This is a genomic window from Providencia rustigianii DSM 4541 (assembly GCF_000156395.1).
GTDB lineage: Bacteria > Pseudomonadota > Gammaproteobacteria > Enterobacterales > Enterobacteriaceae > Providencia > Providencia rustigianii.
This window is the reverse complement of record NZ_GG703820.1, coordinates 275,462-292,669: the sequence shown is the minus strand read 5'-3', so window position 1 is coordinate 292,669 and position 17,208 is coordinate 275,462. Positions and strand designations below refer to the sequence as shown.

At 42.0% G+C, this 17,208-nt stretch carries 15 protein-coding genes and 1 other annotated feature; of the genes, 8 read left to right on the top strand and 7 right to left on the bottom strand.

What is annotated here, in order from left to right:
- Positions 1-102: 102 nt before the first annotated feature.
- The 4 genes from thrL (at position 103) to thrC (ending at position 4,973) form a co-directional block, all read left to right on the top strand.
- Complete coding sequence (thrL, locus tag PROVRUST_RS20580) at positions 103-198, top strand: thr operon leader peptide (protein WP_071599563.1); 96 nt, start codon at positions 103-105, stop codon at positions 196-198.
- Positions 137-257, top strand: a sequence feature (Thr leader region). Its footprint overlaps the gene before it by 62 nt.
- Before the next feature lie 24 nt (positions 258-281).
- The gene (gene thrA, locus PROVRUST_RS15660) at positions 282-2,741 is read left to right on the top strand and encodes a bifunctional aspartate kinase/homoserine dehydrogenase I (protein WP_006815861.1); all 2,460 of its coding nucleotides are present in this window, start codon (positions 282-284) and stop codon (positions 2,739-2,741) included.
- A 3-nt stretch (positions 2,742-2,744) separates the two neighbouring features.
- On the top strand, positions 2,745-3,674 hold the full coding sequence (thrB, locus tag PROVRUST_RS15655; RefSeq protein ID WP_006815860.1) for a homoserine kinase: 930 nt from the start codon (positions 2,745-2,747) through the stop codon (positions 3,672-3,674).
- A 3-nt stretch (positions 3,675-3,677) separates the two neighbouring features.
- Entirely contained in the window at positions 3,678-4,973 is a 1,296-nt protein-coding gene (thrC, locus tag PROVRUST_RS15650) for a threonine synthase (protein ID WP_006815859.1), read from the top strand.
- Positions 4,974-5,034: 61 nt separating this feature from the next.
- Here the strand turns inward: thrC and PROVRUST_RS15645 are convergent, their stop codons facing one another.
- The 4 genes from PROVRUST_RS15645 to yaaA all read right to left on the bottom strand — a co-directional run bounded on the left by PROVRUST_RS15645 (position 5,035) and on the right by yaaA (position 8,166).
- Entirely contained in the window at positions 5,035-5,565 is a 531-nt protein-coding gene (locus PROVRUST_RS15645; protein ID WP_248696643.1) for a hypothetical protein, read from the bottom strand.
- A 192-nt stretch (positions 5,566-5,757) separates the two neighbouring features.
- On the bottom strand, positions 5,758-5,967 hold the full coding sequence (locus PROVRUST_RS15640) for a hypothetical protein (protein ID WP_006815857.1): 210 nt from the start codon (positions 5,965-5,967) through the stop codon (positions 5,758-5,760).
- Between the two features lie 230 nt (positions 5,968-6,197).
- Complete coding sequence (locus PROVRUST_RS15635; RefSeq protein ID WP_039855630.1) at positions 6,198-7,193, bottom strand: aldo/keto reductase; 996 nt, start codon at positions 7,191-7,193, stop codon at positions 6,198-6,200.
- Between the two features lie 196 nt (positions 7,194-7,389).
- A complete protein-coding gene (yaaA, locus tag PROVRUST_RS15630) occupies positions 7,390-8,166 on the bottom strand; it encodes a peroxide stress protein YaaA (RefSeq protein ID WP_006815855.1) in 777 nt (258 codons plus the stop codon).
- A gap of 366 nt (positions 8,167-8,532) precedes the next feature.
- On the opposite strand from yaaA, the gene tal reads away from it, so the two are divergent.
- On the top strand, positions 8,533-9,486 hold the full coding sequence (gene tal / locus PROVRUST_RS15625; RefSeq protein WP_039855672.1) for a transaldolase: 954 nt from the start codon (positions 8,533-8,535) through the stop codon (positions 9,484-9,486).
- Between the two features lie 205 nt (positions 9,487-9,691).
- On the top strand, positions 9,692-10,276 hold the full coding sequence (mog, locus tag PROVRUST_RS15620) for a molybdopterin adenylyltransferase (RefSeq protein ID WP_006815852.1): 585 nt from the start codon (positions 9,692-9,694) through the stop codon (positions 10,274-10,276).
- A gap of 66 nt (positions 10,277-10,342) precedes the next feature.
- Here the strand turns inward: mog and satP are convergent, their stop codons facing one another.
- Complete coding sequence (satP, locus tag PROVRUST_RS15615) at positions 10,343-10,909, bottom strand: acetate uptake transporter (RefSeq protein ID WP_006815851.1); 567 nt, start codon at positions 10,907-10,909, stop codon at positions 10,343-10,345.
- A gap of 350 nt (positions 10,910-11,259) precedes the next feature.
- Here satP and dnaK point away from each other — a divergent pair, with 350 nt between their 5' ends.
- Entirely contained in the window at positions 11,260-13,170 is a 1,911-nt protein-coding gene (dnaK, locus tag PROVRUST_RS15610) for a molecular chaperone DnaK (protein ID WP_006815849.1), read from the top strand.
- 104 nt (positions 13,171-13,274) lie between these two features.
- Positions 13,275-14,417, top strand: coding sequence for a molecular chaperone DnaJ (dnaJ, locus tag PROVRUST_RS15605; protein ID WP_006815848.1), 1,143 nt, complete (start codon positions 13,275-13,277; stop codon positions 14,415-14,417).
- Between the two features lie 61 nt (positions 14,418-14,478).
- Here dnaJ and PROVRUST_RS15600 read toward each other — a convergent pair whose 3' ends face one another.
- Both PROVRUST_RS15600 and PROVRUST_RS15595 read right to left on the bottom strand, forming a co-directional pair.
- Positions 14,479-15,867 carry an amidohydrolase gene (locus PROVRUST_RS15600; protein ID WP_377093681.1) on the bottom strand — a complete coding sequence of 463 codons (1,389 nt, stop codon included), beginning with the start codon at positions 15,865-15,867 and terminating at the stop codon, positions 14,479-14,481.
- A 118-nt stretch (positions 15,868-15,985) separates the two neighbouring features.
- Positions 15,986-16,834, bottom strand: coding sequence for an EamA family transporter (locus tag PROVRUST_RS15595; protein WP_006815845.1), 849 nt, complete (start codon positions 16,832-16,834; stop codon positions 15,986-15,988).
- Positions 16,835-17,208 lie beyond the last annotated feature (374 nt).

Below are 17,208 nucleotides of genomic sequence, written 5' to 3'. Positions count from 1 at the left end.
CTAGGTGATCTTTAATCTAGCGAAAGGGCGGAATTATGCGAGTTAGAGCAAATAAATTTGACATTTTTCAACAATTACTTTAACCGTATAGGGAGAAACTAAATGTTCCCAATGAGACAGACAGAATTTATGCGTAACATCAGCCTGACTACGATTATTACCACCACCACCGTAACCACAGGAAACGGGGCGGGCTGACGCATCCAAAAAATAAAAATGAAAAAGCCCGCATCCAAAAAGATGTGGGCTTTTTTTTGGTGTTAATTCAGGAGAGAAATACCATGCGTGTGCTTAAATTTGGCGGTACTTCGGTTGCAAATGACGAACGAGTACTGAACGTTGCTGACATCGCTGAAAGCAAATTAGCTGATGGGCAAGTGACTCTGGTGCTATCTGCACCAGCAAAAATCACTAACCATCTCGTTGCAATGATTGAAAAAACAGTCGCGGGTCAGGATGTCATCACGCATGTGAATGATGCAGAAATGATTTTTGCTAATCTGTTAAAGGGCTTGAAAGATAAGCTACCCGGCTTCGAATATGACAAGTTAAAAAAACTAACTGAACACGAATTCGCGCAAATTAAACAAGTACTGCATGGTATTACTCTTCTTGGACAATGTCCTGACAGCATTAACGCCGCAATTATCTGTCGTGGTGAAAAACTCTCTATTGCCATCATGGAATCTGTTTTAAAAGCGCGTGGCCACAAAGTTACTGTGATAAACCCAGTCGAAAGCTTGCTTGCAAAAGGGCACTATTTAGAATCCACAGTTGACATCAATGAATCAACAAAACGGATTGCCGAATTAAATATACCAAAAGACCATTTTATCTTGATGGCAGGTTTCACCGCAGGGAATGATAAAGGTGAACTCGTGGTTTTAGGGCGTAACGGCTCTGACTATTCTGCGGCGGTATTAGCGGCGTGCTTACGCGCTGATTGCTGTGAGATTTGGACTGATGTTGATGGTGTTTATACCTGTGACCCACGTTTAGTGCCTGATGCAAGATTACTCAAGGGAATGTCGTACCAAGAAGCGATGGAGCTTTCATATTTCGGCGCGAAAGTTCTTCATCCTCGTACTATTGCACCGATTGCTCAGTTCCAAATTCCTTGCTTGATCAAAAACACCACTAATCCGAGTGCTCCGGGAACGTTAATTGGGGATGGACAAACGGACGTCAGTACCCCAGTTAAAGGGATCACTAACCTGAATAATATGGCGATGATCAACGTCTCAGGCCCGGGAATGAAAGGCATGGTGGGTATGGCTGCGCGTATTTTCTCAGTCATGTCGCGTAAAGGAATCTCCGTGGTACTGATCACCCAATCGTCCTCAGAATACAGTATCAGTTTCTGTGTGCCACAAAATGAACTTCGACGAGCACGTACTGCGCTAGAAGAAGAGTTTTATTTAGAGCTGAAGGATGGGGTATTAGACCCATTAGATGTGATGGAGCAACTGGCTATCATCTCCGTTGTGGGTGACGGTATGCGTACGCTAAAAGGTATTTCAGCGCGTTTCTTCTCAGCATTGACTCGTGGCAATATTAATATCGTGGCGATTGCTCAGGGGTCCTCTGAGCGCTCTATTTCCGCGGTTATTGCCAATGAATCAGCGACAACGGCGGTACGCTTATGTCACCAAATGCTCTTCAATGCAGAACAAGTGATCGAGGCCTTTATAGTGGGTGTCGGTGGGGTTGGTAATGCGCTGATTGAGCAGATTCATCGCCAGCAACAATGGCTAAAACAGAAACATATTGACCTGCGTGTGTGCGGTATCGCGAACTCAAGAGCGATGCTAACTAATATGCAAGGTATTGATTTAGATAACTGGAAAGCGGAACTCGCTGAAGCAAAAGAGCCATTTAGTCTTAGCCGCTTGATCCGCTTAGAGCGTGAATATCACTTCTTGAATCCAGTAATTATCGACTGTACATCAAATCAAGAAATTGCTGAGCAGTATGTTAATTTCTTAAAAGATGGTTTTAACGTTGTGACGCCGAATAAAAAAGCCAACACATTGTCGATGGATTATTACCATCAGCTACGTGAAGCATCAGAGAATTCGAAACGTAAATTCTTATATGACACTAACGTTGGCGCAGGTTTACCGGTAATTGAGAATCTTCAAAACTTACTCAATGCTGGGGATGAGCTGGTTCATTTCAGCGGTATCTTGTCTGGCTCCCTTTCGTTTATTTTCGGTAAATTAGACGAAGGCATGTCATTGTCTGAAGCGACAACATTAGCAAAAGAGAAAGGCTTTACAGAGCCGGATCCTCGTGATGATTTATCCGGTATGGATGTAGCACGTAAATTATTAATTCTTGCCCGTGAAGCGGGATATAAATTAGAACTGGAAGATATTGAAATTGAATCAGTATTACCCGCTGATTTTGACAGTTCAGGTAACGTGACTGAATTTATGGCACGTTTACCCCAGCTAGATGCCCCATTTGCTGAGCGCATAAAAGCCGCAGAGGCAGAAGAAAAAGTGTTACGCTATGTCGGTCTTATCGAAGAAGGTCGCTGTCAGGTGAAAATTGTCGCCGTTGATGGTAACGACCCACTGTTTAAAGTGAAAAATGGCGAAAACGCACTGGCATTCTATACGCGCTATTACCAGCCAATTCCTTTAGTGTTAAGAGGCTATGGTGCCGGTAATGATGTAACTGCGGCGGGTGTATTTGCGGATATGCTGCGTACCCTATCATGGAAATTGGGAGTTTAAGAAGTGATTAAAGTTTATGCACCTGCTTCAATTGGGAATGTGAGCGTTGGGTTTGATGTGCTTGGCGCGGCAGTTTCACCTATTGATGGCTCATTATTAGGTGACTGTGTCAGTATTGAAGCGGCGGATACTTTTTCATTAACCAATCAAGGTCGATTCGTTAGCAAGCTGCCAAAGAAAATGGAACACAACATTGTTTATCAATGTTGGGAACTGTTTTGTGAGCGTCTTGGTAAAAAACTGAATGTGGCAATGGTTCTCGAAAAAAATATGCCCATTGGTTCTGGCTTGGGATCAAGTGCATGTTCAGTGGTTGCCGCACTGATGGCGCTCAATGAATTTGCAGGTAAACCGTTTGACCAAACTGAATTACTTGGGATGATGGGGGTCTTGGAAGGACGCATTTCAGGAAGTATTCATTATGATAATGTTGCACCTTGCTACCTCGGCGGCTTACAGCTGATTATAGAGCAAAATGGCATTATTTCGCAGCCGGTTCCTGCCTTTAAAAATTGGTATTGGGTAATGGCTTATCCGGGGATTAAAGTCTCCACTGCGGAAGCGCGCGCCATTTTACCCGATAGCTATTCTCGCTATGACATTGTGAACCATGGGCGATATTTATCAGGCTTTATCCACGCTTGCCATACTAACCAGCCAGAATTGGCGCTCACGATGATCAAAGATGTGGTTGCCGAGCCATACCGAACTCAATTACTACCGGGTTTTGCTCAAGCTCGTGAGCATGCTAAACAAATTGGGGCGCTAGCCTGTGGAATTTCAGGTTCAGGTCCAACCTTGTTCACCATTAGCGATGATATAAAAATCGCGCAAGAAATGGTGGAGTACCTACAACAACATTACATTCAAAATGATGAAGGCTTTGTGCATATCTGCCATTTAGATCTGGTCGGTGCAAGGACAATAGGGTAAACGATGAAACTGTATAATTTAAAAGATAACAATGAACAAGTCAGCTTCGCGCAAGCCGTGAAACAAGGTTTAGGTAAGCAGCAAGGTCTGTTTTTCCCGCAAGATTTACCCGCTTTTAGTGCGAGTGAAATAGATGAATTATTAAAACTGGATTTTGTTACTCGCAGTAGCCGAATTTTAAGTGCATTTATCGGCGATGAAATTCCAGCAGAACAGCTACAGGCTCGTATTAAAGATGCTTTCGCATTTCCTGCCCCGGTATCTAAAGTGGAAGATGATGTGGCTACGTTAGAGCTATATCATGGGCCAACGTTAGCGTTTAAAGATTTTGGCGGGCGTTTTATGGCGCAAGCGTTAGCACAAGTTGCAGGCGGTGCGCCAGTGACTATCCTAACGGCAACTTCGGGTGATACTGGCGCAGCAGTTGCTCATGCTTTCTATGGTGTGGACAATGTTCAAGTCGTGATCCTGTATCCGGAAGGAAAAATCAGCCCACTACAAGAAAAACTGTTCTGTACACTGGGTAAAAATATCCACACAGTGGCTATCAAAGATGATTTCGATGCGTGCCAGGCATTAGTGAAGCACGCTTTCGATGATGAAGAATTGAAAAAAGCGTTGTATCTAAACTCTGCGAACTCAATCAATATTAGCCGTTTATTAGCGCAAATTTGCTACTATTTTGAAGCTGTCGCTCAAATCCCAGCAGAGAAACGGGATCAATTGGTGATTTCGGTACCAAGTGGTAACTTTGGGGATCTAACAGCGGGATTACTCGCGAAATCGATGGGATTACCGGTTAAGCGCTTTATTGCGGCGACGAATGTCAATGATACTGTTCCTCGTTATTTAGAGGATGGCAAATGGACACCACATCAAACGGTCGCTACTTTATCGAATGCGATGGATGTGAGCCAACCAAATAACTGGCCACGAATTGAAGAGCTATTCCGTCGTAAAGGTTGGTCATTAGACGAGCTGGGTCATGGGGTAGTCAATGATGAAGTGACTAGAGAAACGGTACGTGAATTAGATAAAAAAGGGTATTTATCTGAGCCTCATGCCGCAGTCGCTTATCGTGTTCTGCGTGATCAACTGCAAGATGGTGAATATGGCTTATTCTTAGGAACAGCTCACCCAGCGAAGTTTAAAGAGAGCGTTGAAGCTATCTTAAACAAACAAATTCCATTGCCTAAAGAATTAGCGGAACGTGCAGATTTACCGCTATTATCGCATTTTTTACCTTCTGATTTCGCTCAGCTGCGTGAATTTTTAATGAAACTAGCGCCAAAGCAATAATTAATATTGATGTTTATAACGGAAGCTGAGGCTTCCGTTTTTTATGCCGTGATCTTTACGCTTATGAATCGGTTCCATCAGAACCATTTTGTCCTCCGTTAGGGCCTCCTTTCCCGCCTTTACCGGGTTGCCCTCCAGGGCCTGAATTGCCACCACTGCCACCATTGCCACTACCAGATGCATCACCGCCATTGCCCCCATGCCCGCCATTATATCCGCCGTGACCTCCATTTCCTCCGTTACCATCGATGGAACCATTCCCACCGTTGCCGCCATTACCTAAGCCATCACCATTTCCACCGTGGCCACCATCGCCACCGCTAATACCGCCATTTCCACCGTGGCCACCATCGCCACCGCTAATACCGCCATTTCCCCCATTTCCACCATTACCATTGCTGCCTGGTGTTGCATGTCCTCCATGATTGCCATGACCATGATTTCCGCCATTGCCTCCATTCCCTCCTTGTTGACCGTCGCCGCCTCTACCCCCTTGACTGGTATTTCCATGCTGTCCGTTTGTTCCATTATTTCCATTGTACGAGAAATGAAAATAAGTATCTCGACAGTGAAAAGGTAAGCAAAGGTTCAAAATTGATTTATCATCATTAATATTTTGCTTATTTAAATGAGGTGAATATATTTGATTGTTAATAATATTATTAGAGTAACTTGAGGTTGATATAATAGAAAAAGATAGAATAGAAAAAAATGAAAATAAAGAGTAATTCGTCATAGTATGCTCCATTCCCCCCATGATAAAGGGGGAAATAATTGTCTTTATTTAATTTCCGTTACCGCCATTACCACCGTTGCCACCATTTCCACCATGGCCACCGCTACCCCCGTTACCGCCGTGCCCTCCATTGCCGCCATTACCTCCATTATTCAAAAGATACTCAGTGGTTGGAGTAATGTCATTAACTTGAACAGTAGAAGCGAGAATAGATAAAGGAAATAGTAATGTGAATAATGTAATAGATAATTTTTGCATATACATACCTCATTATTAAGTGGATTGATTAAACTGCAAGGAAAGTGTAATTGACTCATTTAAAGAATAAAAGAATGTTGTTGAGGAATTAATGGATCTAATTTGTAGATGGTGAATATAAAATAATAATATATTATTTTATTCAGATGTTTATATTGAAAATTAAATAGTCGAATAATAACTCTCTCTTGACTAAATTTATTCAAGAGAGAATTGAGTAATATTAGAAATTATATGGAGTCATCTAAAATTAATTCGATAGTTTTTAACTCTTCCTGACTGAAATCACGATTTTCCATCATTCCGAGAGCATCATCGATTTGGCTAATGCGGCTGGCTCCGATTAATACGGATGTAATCCGGTCATGGCGCAGCAGCCACGCAAGGGACATTTGGCTCAGTTTTTGCCCACGAATTAAGGCTAATTCATTCAGCTTTTTGACTTTAGCGAGGACATTGGAGGTTAATCTCTCTGGCGGGAGTGAAGGGTTGCTCGCTGCCCGAGAATCTACGGGGATCCCGTTAAGATAGCGATCAGTTAAAATACCGCCAGCAAGGGGGGAATAGGCAATTGAACCAACCCCCTCTTCCTCAAGCAAATCTAATAATCCCTCTTCAGGGGTGCGTTCCAGCATTGAGTATTTTGGTTGATGAATTAGGCAGGGGGTTCCAAGTTGTCGCAAGATATTGATCGCTTCTTCGGCGGTTTCTGCGGGATAATTAGAAATGCCAACATAGAGTGCTTTACCTTGGCGCACTAGGAGATCTAAAGCGCTCATGGTTTCTTCGAGGGGAGTTTGTGGGTCGGGTCGATGATGATAAAAAATATCAACATACTCTAAACCGAGCCTTTTCAGACTCTGATTAAGGCTAGAGACTAAATATTTTTTACTTCCCCAATCCCCATAAGGACCTTCCCACATGGTGTAACCCGCTTTTGTGGAGATCACCATTTCATCTCGATAAGGCAGAAAGTCTTGTTGAAGGACCCGTCCAAATTGTTGCTCTGCGGAGCCGGGTGGTGGACCATAATTATTGGCGAGATCAAAATGCGTGATCCCATGGTCAAAGGCATGCCGTAGCATTTCTCGACAATTATCAATGGGCTTATTGTCGCCAAAATTATGCCAAAGTCCTAACGAGATTAGTGGGAGTTTTAATCCACTGCGTCCACAATGGCGATATTCCATATCAGTATAACGATGTGACGATGCGAGATACGGCATTGTTCACCTCCAAAAATTGATGATAAAGATCTCACCAAATATTGGCATAAAGGTCTCAAGGGCACTGAGGAATGAATGCTATAAAGTCACTGAAACGATTATTTTTTCAACAAAATGTGATGAGGATTTGAAATATTATGTCTGATGTTGAGTATGGCGCTTATGGGGTGTGTTAAACACCTCATAAGCGTAAATATTAGATTTGCTCTGCGCGAGTAAAAACTAGCTCATTGCCTTTAGATTGCTGCTCATCAAACTGATAGCCTTCTAAATTAAAGTCAGATAGTTGTTTTGATTGGGTTAATTTATTTTGGATAATAAAGCGGCTCATCAAGCCTCGGGCTTTTTTTGCATAAAAACTGATAACTTTATATTTGCCATTTTTTTCATCCAAAAAGACCGGTTTAATAATTTCGCCGTCTAACTTTTTGATATTTACAGATTTAAAATATTCATCGGAAGCTAAGTTCACTAGGATATTATCCCCTTGAGCCGCTAATGCTTCATTTAAATGTTGAGTAATTATATTACCCCAGAATTCATATAAATCTTTACCGCGGCTATTTTTAAGGCGAATCCCCATCTCTAAACGATAAGGCTGCATTAAATCCAATGGACGTAAAACACCATATAAACCTGACAACATACGCAAATGCTGCTGAGCAAATTCAAAGTCTGCTTGAGAAAAAGTTTCAGCTTGCATGCCAGTATAGACATCGCCTTTAAATGCCAAAATAGCTTGTCGAGCATTTCCTGGGGTAAAGTTGGGTTGCCATTCACCAAAACGAGCCGCATTTAACCCTGCGAGTTTATCGCTGATTTTCATTAAGCTAGCGATATCGGCGGGTGTTAATTTTCGACACTCTTTGATCAACTTTTCAGACTCACTGAGTAATTCGGGTTGAGTATATAACTGAGTGGCAAGTGGGCTTTCGTAGTCTAATGTTTTGGCAGGTGAAATAGTAATCAGCATAACTTGACCCTTGTTAAAGTAGAATTATTGCCTACTGTAGCAAAAAATTAATTAGAATGGCGAATTGCTGCAATAAGTAGATTCCATTTTTATTGTCTGCTCTACTGGTTCAATAAGTTATATGGGCTAAATGGATTCAGTTTTAAATTCTGCTGCGAAAACGATTGCTGATCAAATAGTTGCTTGCCAAGAGATTTCCTCGCTTGCAGCAACTTGGATGCGTGATATTATCATGAGACGGTGCGGCGCTAGCCTCAATTCCTTAATAATACGCAAAGTAGTTTAAGTTGTAGAATGGTGGTTCATAAACGTAGCCAACACCCCTACAACTTGAAATATGACGGGTATAACAACGAGATTAAAGAAATGACCGACAAACTAACCTCCTTACGTAGTCTAACAACTGTTGTTGCCGATACTGGCGACATCGAAGCGATGAAGCTGTACAAGCCACAAGATGCGACAACTAACCCATCGCTAATTTTAAATGCTGCACAAATTCCTGAATACCGTAAATTAATCGATGATGCGGTAGAGTGGGCTCGTAAGCAAAGTGATAATCGTGAACAACAAGTTGTTGATGCTTGCGACAAACTGGCTGTCAATATCGGTCTGGAAATCCTGAAATTAGTTCCGGGTCGTATCTCTACTGAAGTTGATGCGCGTCTTTCTTATGACGAAGAAGCTTGTATTACTAAAGCTCGTCGACTGATGAAAATGTATAATGAAGCCGGTATCAGCAATGACCGTATTCTGATCAAATTAGCCTCTACTTGGCAGGGTATCCGCGCTGCGGAAAAACTGGAAAAGGAAGGCATTAACTGTAACTTAACGTTATTATTCTCTTTTGCTCAAGCGCGTGCTTGTGCGGAAGCAGGTGTTTACCTGATCTCTCCATTCGTAGGTCGTATCCTCGACTGGTATAAAGCAAATACAGATAAAAAAGAGTATGCTGCTCAAGAAGATCCAGGTGTGGTTTCCGTCACTGAAATCTACAACTATTACAAAGCTCACGGCTACAAAACTGTGGTAATGGGCGCGAGTTTCCGTAACGTTGGTGAAATCATTGAACTGGCAGGTTGTGACCGTCTAACCATCTCTCCAGCTTTGCTGAAAGAGCTGTCTGAGTCACAAGGTGAATTGGTTCGTAAACTGAAAGATGAAGGTAAAACTCAAGAGCCGGGTGCTAAATTGACCGAAGCTGAGTTCTACTGGCAGCACAACCAAGATCCAATGGCAGTGGATAAACTGTCTGACGGTATCCGTAAGTTCGCTGTTGACCAAGAAAAATTAGAAAAGATGATCGCAGCGTTGCTGTAATCGTTCATTTTCTAGAAAACCCAGCTAAATTGGCTGGGTTTTTTTCTGCCTTTTTTTCATTGATTAAACTCCCAATTCCACATTTTCACACAAAAGTCCCGCTGTCAGCTGTTCTCCATCATGGTATGATGCACCGTGTTTATTGTTATTAGCGGGGAATTCCCCTGCTAAATAAACAGTTTCGATAATTAATTTTGAGGTTTGTATGAATGAGTTGCGCATAGGTCTGGTATCGGTTTCTGATCGTGCTTCAGGAGGAATTTATGAAGATAAAGGTATTCCAGCACTGGAAGAGTGGTTGACGAAAACCCTAACCACGCCTTTTCGTATAGAAACCCGTTTGATCCCAGATGAGCAAATCATGATAGAACAAACGTTGTGTGAGCTGGTGGATGAATTTTCCTGTCACTTAGTGCTGACAACTGGCGGAACGGGGCCCGCGCGTCGTGATGTCACCCCAGATGCGACATTGGCTATTGCTGATCGTGAAATGCCTGGCTTTGGTGAACAAATGCGCCAGATTAGCCTAAAATTCGTACCAACGGCTATTTTATCTCGCCAAGTCGGCGTGATCCGCAATCAGTCACTGATTTTAAACTTACCGGGGCAGCCAAAAGCGATTGCTGAAACCTTGGAAGGGCTTAAAGATAAAGAAGGGAATGTCGTGGTATCCGGTATTTTCGCGAGTGTGCCATACTGCATCCAACTCTTGGATGGTCCATATATCGAGACTGACCCGGCAATTGTTAAAGCATTCAGACCTAAATCTGCAATACGTACTGCGGAATAATATCTATCTAAAAAATCAGGCGGATTTTTGCCCGCCTGATAGTGTCAACAGTATAGAGTCTATTAATTAGCTACGTTGACCAATTGGCAGAATCGTTTTGCCATATTGCTCATTTAAAATTTCTGCCATTGCTAAATAAAAGGCACTCGCACCACAAATAATCCCTTCATAACCAGCGAATTGTAACAGAGCCGCATTGTTAGTCAGATTACCGATCGCTAATAGTGCAAATAGCACGGTTAGGCTGCCGAAGACAAATTGCAGCACTAAATTAGCTTTAAAGGTACCTAAAAACATAAAGAAGGTAAAAACTCCCCAGAGCAGCAGGAATATCCCTAAAAATGCGGGGTCAGTTGCTTCTGCTAAGCCCATGGTTGGTAAAAACAGTAGACCAACTAAAGCAATCCAGAAAAAACCATAAGAGGTAAATGCGGTTGCGCCAAAAGTATTTCCTTTCTTATATTCAATAAGTCCAGCGATCACTTGGGCAATACCACCGTAAAAAATTCCCATACTTAAAATAACGGATGATAGAGGGAAAAAGCCTGCGTTGTGGATGTTCAGCAGGATTGTTGTCATACCAAAGCCCAATAAACCAAGTGGGCCTGGATTGGCAAGCGAACTAGATTGCATATAACCTCTGGTAAAATTTTTAAAAATCAAATAGATATGATGAATGTTTGAAATCCCATAGTATGGGGACGCGCATGATACTCAGTTTTAATTGTCGAAACAATGATCGAAAGACTGGTTTTTTTGTATTAAATGTAAAAATTTTTTAATCCCCCCCTTGATGAATGAATTTGTGACCCCATCTTTATGTCATCAACAGTTATCAATCCGAATTATTGTGAGTTGCAAAAAAATTAAGGTTACAAAAAAAATCAAGGTTGAAGTAAAAACTCCCTTGAAAATGAAATATTGAGCCTTATATAGATTGATATCGAAATTAATTAAAAAGAATTCCTTTGGAGGCGTTTGATATGGGTAAAATTATTGGTATCGACTTAGGTACAACTAACTCATGCGTTGCAATTATGGATGGTACTACTGCGCGTGTTCTTGAGAACAGCGAAGGCGATAGAACTACTCCTTCCATCATCGCTTATACACAGGATGGTGAAATTTTAGTTGGTCAGCCAGCAAAACGTCAGGCTGTGACTAACCCAGAAAATACATTATTTGCGATCAAACGTTTAATTGGTCGTCGTTTCCAAGATGAAGAAGTTCAGCGTGACGTGTCTATCATGCCATATAAAATCATCGCAGCAGATAATGGCGATGCATGGTTAGATGTGAAAGGGCAAAAAATGGCTCCGCCACAAGTTTCAGCTGAAGTTCTGAAAAAAATGAAGAAAACCGCGGAAGACTATCTGGGCGAACCAGTTACTGAAGCAGTAATTACTGTTCCTGCTTATTTTAACGATGCTCAGCGTCAAGCAACAAAAGATGCGGGTCGTATCGCAGGTTTAGAAGTAAAACGTATCATCAACGAACCAACTGCTGCTGCACTGGCTTATGGTTTAGATAGAGAAGTTGGCAACCGTACTATCGCGGTTTACGACTTAGGTGGTGGTACATTTGACTTATCAATCATCGAAATCGATGAAGTTGATGGCGAAAAAACGTATGAAGTTCTGGCAACCAACGGTGATACTCACTTAGGTGGTGAAGACTTTGATACTCGTTTAATCAACTATTTAGTTGAAGAGTTTAAGAAAGAACAAGGTTTTGATCTGCGCAATGATCCACTGGCAATGCAACGTCTGAAAGAAGCTGCTGAAAAAGCAAAAATTGAGCTGTCTTCTGCTCAACAAACAGACGTTAACCTGCCATACATCACTGCAGATGCGTCAGGTCCAAAACACATGAATATCAAAGTGACCCGTGCAAAACTGGAGTCACTGGTAGAAGATTTAGTTAAACGTTCTATGGAGCCAGTTAAAGTTGCTCTGCAGGACGCTGGCTTAAGCGTAGGCGACATCAACGACGTTATCTTAGTTGGTGGTCAGACTCGTATGCCAATGGTACAAAAAGCGGTTGCTGATTTCTTCGGCAAAGAACCACGTAAAGATGTTAACCCTGATGAAGCGGTAGCGATTGGTGCAGCTGTACAAGGTGGTGTTTTAGCGGGTGATGTTAAAGACGTTCTGTTACTTGACGTAACTCCACTGTCTTTAGGTATCGAAACCATGGGTGGCGTGATGACTTCGTTAATTTCGAAAAACACCACCATCCCAACAAAACATAGCCAAGTGTTCTCAACCGCAGAAGATAACCAAGCAGCAGTAACTATTCATGTGTTGCAAGGTGAACGTAAACGTGCGGCAGATAACAAATCGTTGGGTCAGTTTAACTTAGATGGCATTCAAGCAGCTCCACGCGGTATGCCTCAAATCGAAGTCACATTCGATATCGATGCTGATGGTATCTTGCACGTTTCTGCAAAAGACAAAAATAGTGGTCGTGAGCAGAACATCACCATCAAGGCATCTTCTGGTCTGAACGAAGAAGAAATTGCGAAAATGGTTCGTGATGCAGAAGCGAATGCTGAAGCAGACCGTAAATTTGAAGAGTTAGTACAGACTCGTAACCAAGCAGACCAACTGATTCACGGTACTCGTAAACAAATCGAAGAAGCGGGCGATAAATTACCAGCTGAAGATAAAGCGAACATCGAAAAAGCAACTTCTGAACTAGAAGTCGCGACTAAAGGTGAAGATAAAGCAGATATCGAAGCGAAAATCCAAGCGCTGGTAACTGCATCAGCTAAACTTTTAGAAATTGCACAGCAGCAAGCTCAAGCGGGCGGCGCAGCGGGTGCAGATGCTAAAAAAGATGACGATGTCGTCGACGCTGAATTCGAAGAAGTTAACGATAAAGACAAAAAATAAGGCCCTTAGCGGGCGCAGTGACTATCGAAAATAATGGTTACTGATACCGGACACGGGCGTTGAGGGAACTCTGCGCCCGTGTCTGCATGTTAAGGGAAAAATAAATGGCTAAAAGAGACTTTTATGAGGTTTTAGGCCTCGAAAGAAATGCGACAGATAAAGACATTAAGCGAGCGTATAAGCGCTTAGCAATGAAACATCACCCTGACCGTAATCAGGATAATAAAGATGAATCTGAAGCTAAATTTAAAGAGATAAAAGAAGCTTACGAAATTCTATCCGACGAGCAAAAACGTGCGGCTTATGACCAATATGGGCATGCGGCATTTGAGCAAGGCGGCATGGGTGGCGGCGGTGGCGGTTTCGGCGGCGGCGACTTCAATAGTGATATTTTTGGTGACATCTTCGGTGATATTTTTGGAGGCGGTCGCAGACAACAACGCCAAAGCCGTGGTTCAGATCTACAATACAACATGGAACTGACTCTTGAAGAAGCAGTCCGTGGAGTGACCAAAGAGATCCGTATCCCAACATTAGAAAGTTGTGATGTATGCCATGGTAGTGGTGCAAAACCGGGAACTAGCGCTGATACGTGTTCAACTTGTCACGGTATGGGACAAGTTCATATGCGCCAAGGTTTCTTCTCGGTACAGCAACCTTGCCCAACTTGTCACGGTCGTGGAAAAGTTATCAAAGATCCGTGCAACAAATGCCATGGTCAAGGGCGTGTTGAAAAATACAAAACCTTGTCTGTTAAAATCCCTGCGGGAGTTGATACCGGTGACCGCGTTCGCTTATCTGGTGAGGGTGAAGCTGGCGCAAATGGAGCACCTGCGGGAGATTTATTTGTTCAGATGCATGTATTGCCTCACGATATTTTTGAACGTGATGGTAATAACTTGCACTGTGAAGTTCCAATTAACTTCGCAGTAGCGGCACTGGGCGGTGAAATTGAAGTGCCAACTCTTGATGGCCGCGTGAAGCTGAAAATCCCTGCCGAAACTCAAACAGGCAAGACCTTCCGTATGAAAGGTAAGGGTGTGAAATCAGTGCGTGGTGGTATGCAAGGTGACTTGATGTGCCACATTGTCGTTGAAACACCAGTTAAACTGAATGAGAAACAGAAAGAGTTACTCAAAGAGTTTGGCGAATCATTAGGCGGTACGGGGGGCGAGAAAAACAGCCCCCGCTCAAAACGCTTTTTAGATGGCGTAAAAAAATTCTTTGATGACTTAACCAGTAAATAATTGGTTTATCATTAAGTACAGATAATGGCTGATCCTGCGAAAAACGGGATCAGCCATTTTTTTATTTCACACTTTCGCCACTTGCAATGACAGTTTGGCGAACGTTATCAGCAAACTGCTGAGCATCTTTGATAATGGCTTTTTCATCCACGGTAAGAACGTTACGTTCTTCCATTAAAATATTTCCATCTACAATGGTATGGCGAACATTAGAGCCATTAGCACCATACACGAGAGCTGCATATGGGCTGTACATCGGTACCATATTTGGGGATTTAGTATCGACAACAATAATGTCGGCTAATTTACCGACTTCGAGCGAACCTAATTTATCTTCCATATGAATAGCTTTAGCTGATCCTTTAGTTGCCAGTTCAACAACGGTAATCGGTGGCATAGCCGATCTATCTTTATTTTCGAGCTTGTGAATTTTCCCAACAAGATTAAGTTCATTCATGGTAGTTAAGGTATTACTCGACATAGGACCATCGGTGCCTAAGCCTACGCGAATCCCTTTTTCTAACATACGTGTGACAGGGGAAACTCCTTTGGCTGACTTGGTGTTTGCACTGATATTATGAGCGACTCCAACATCATACTGTTTTAATAAATCGAGATCTTTTTCATCCACCATAATGGCATGAGCTGCAATGACTTTATTGTTCAAGGCACCGATATCCGCCATATATTGAACTGGGCTTTTTCCTCCAGTGCGCTTTGCTATTTCTTCTTGCTCTCTATCGGTTTCGGCTAAGTGGATCATGACAGGAACATTAAGCTCTTGGGATAATTTCGCAATTTTTTGTAAGTGCTCAGTGGTATTAGTATACGGCGCATGTGGTGCAAAAGCGGGGGTGATCCGAGGGTGATCTTTATATTGCTGAATAAAATTGACGGCATAATTGATACCTTCATCTGCATTTTTAGCATCAGCAACTGGGAATTTAATCACTGACTCACCAAGAATGGCGCGTAAGCCAATTTTATCGACGGTTTTGGCAACTTCATCTTCAAAATAATACATATCCACGTAGGTCGTTACGCCCCCTTTTACCATTTCGACGTTAGCTAAATTAGCCCCAATTCGAACCATATCTCGGGAAACCATTTTGCTTTCTAATGGAAATATATATCGATGTAAACGGTCAGGAACATCATCGGCTAATGATCTAAAAACGGTCATCGAGGCGTGGGTATGGGTATTGATTAGCCCTGGCATGACTATATCTCCAGCCACATTTAATTGTTTTTTAGCGGTATATTGGCTGACTAACTCAGGGCCACCAACGGCAACAATCTTATTTTTATTAATAACGACCGTACCTTGTTCAATGACTTGATTATCTTTGTCCATGGTGAGCACGGTGCCATCAACAATCATTAAATCTGCGGGTGTTGGCGTAATTGTAGGTGCGGAAAATGCTGACAAAGGCGTTGCCACAATAGACATGGCAATTAAGGATCTTAAAAGGGACATTCTCACCTCATAATTAAATGACAATAAACGCTAAATTTCTCGAACGACGATAAATGATTCTAACAAGAAAATTGATTTTCCAGTGATGATATTAACTGGCTAATTTAGCGAGTAAAACGCCAAGTAAAATAACAATACAAGCGAAGACTCGCATTAAATTAAATTTCTCTTTGAGAAACACAATAGAAAGAAACATAGCAAATAACACACTGGTTTCCCGAATTGCAGCAACCAAGACGATGGGGGCTTGGCTCATCGCCCAAATAGCGATTCCATAGCTGATTAGCTGCATTAACCCACCTAATAACCCGGAACGCCAGTATTGCTGAAACCCATCTAATAATGAACTGCGGTATTTAATGGCACCGGGAACAGCAAGAATGAGTCCATTAAGTAAAAATAACCACAAAGTATAGGTGACAGGATCTTGGCTGGCTCTTGCTCCATATCCATCCGATAGGGTATAGCAGGCGGTGAAAAATGCGGTACATAAAGCAAAAACAAGGGCTTTCCCTTTAATATTTAAGGAAAATTTCCTACCAGCAAAGGCAATAGCCACCACGCCGGAAATAATCAATAGAATTCCTACAAAACTTAAAATGGGTAGAACTTCATGAAAGAGAACAACACTCAATAGCGCAGTAATTAAAGGTGCTGACCCCCTAGATATGGGATATATCTGGCTGAGGTCTCCATGGTTATAAGCTTGACTTAAAAAGTAGATATAACCGAGATGAAAAAGAACGGATAGAACAAGCCATGGAACTGCTTCTGGGGCTGGTAACCCAAACCAAAAGAGTGCAGGGATAGTGAGTATGCCGGAAAAAACGGCAATCATCACCAAGCCAAAAAAGCGGTCATTACCAAATTTAACGAGAGCATTCCAGCTTGCATGGCAAAAAGCGGCGAGCAGCACAGAAATCAGAATAGATAAGGACATAATATAAACAGGGAGCCGATGGCCTAACAATCCATTCAGTATTCATTAATTCGATTTTTTTGTGAAGCTTAAGCTCTTCGATATTGAACTTTGATTCTATTTTTGCGAAGCGCTTCGAAAACAAAAATAAACGATTATTTTTACTGTTCAAAAATTGATACCGTCTTATTAGTCCCTAAAAAAATTGAATTTTTAAAGCGCTTTACTAAGTAAATTTATTGTTTGTTTTTAGAATAATTGTCTATAGTGAAATTAACGATTTATTATCATTTGTTGTGATATTAAATACTAATGATTCGGAAAAAACGATCATTAATGCATAAATAAACGATTTTTTACGAATTAATGATTAGCATACTATTAACATTCAAAAA

Coding starts and splice junctions, on each gene's coding strand:
- thrL (WP_071599563.1), top strand. CDS start 103: ATGTTCCCAATGAGACAGACAGAATTTATGCGTAACATCAGCCTGACT.
- thrA (WP_006815861.1), top strand. CDS start 282: ATGCGTGTGCTTAAATTTGGCGGTACTTCGGTTGCAAATGACGAACGA.
- thrC (WP_006815859.1), top strand. CDS start 3,678: ATGAAACTGTATAATTTAAAAGATAACAATGAACAAGTCAGCTTCGCG.
- PROVRUST_RS15640 (WP_006815857.1), bottom strand. CDS start 5,967: ATGCAAAAATTATCTATTACATTATTCACATTACTATTTCCTTTATCT.
- PROVRUST_RS15635 (WP_039855630.1), bottom strand. CDS start 7,193: ATGCCGTATCTCGCATCGTCACATCGTTATACTGATATGGAATATCGC.
- yaaA (WP_006815855.1), bottom strand. CDS start 8,166: ATGCTGATTACTATTTCACCTGCCAAAACATTAGACTACGAAAGCCCA.
- tal (WP_039855672.1), top strand. CDS start 8,533: ATGACCGACAAACTAACCTCCTTACGTAGTCTAACAACTGTTGTTGCC.
- mog (WP_006815852.1), top strand. CDS start 9,692: ATGAATGAGTTGCGCATAGGTCTGGTATCGGTTTCTGATCGTGCTTCA.
- satP (WP_006815851.1), bottom strand. CDS start 10,909: ATGCAATCTAGTTCGCTTGCCAATCCAGGCCCACTTGGTTTATTGGGC.
- dnaK (WP_006815849.1), top strand. CDS start 11,260: ATGGGTAAAATTATTGGTATCGACTTAGGTACAACTAACTCATGCGTT.
- dnaJ (WP_006815848.1), top strand. CDS start 13,275: ATGGCTAAAAGAGACTTTTATGAGGTTTTAGGCCTCGAAAGAAATGCG.
- PROVRUST_RS15600 (WP_377093681.1), bottom strand. CDS start 15,867: ATGTCTATTGTGGCAACGCCTTTGTCAGCATTTTCCGCACCTACAATT.
- PROVRUST_RS15595 (WP_006815845.1), bottom strand. CDS start 16,834: ATGTCCTTATCTATTCTGATTTCTGTGCTGCTCGCCGCTTTTTGCCAT.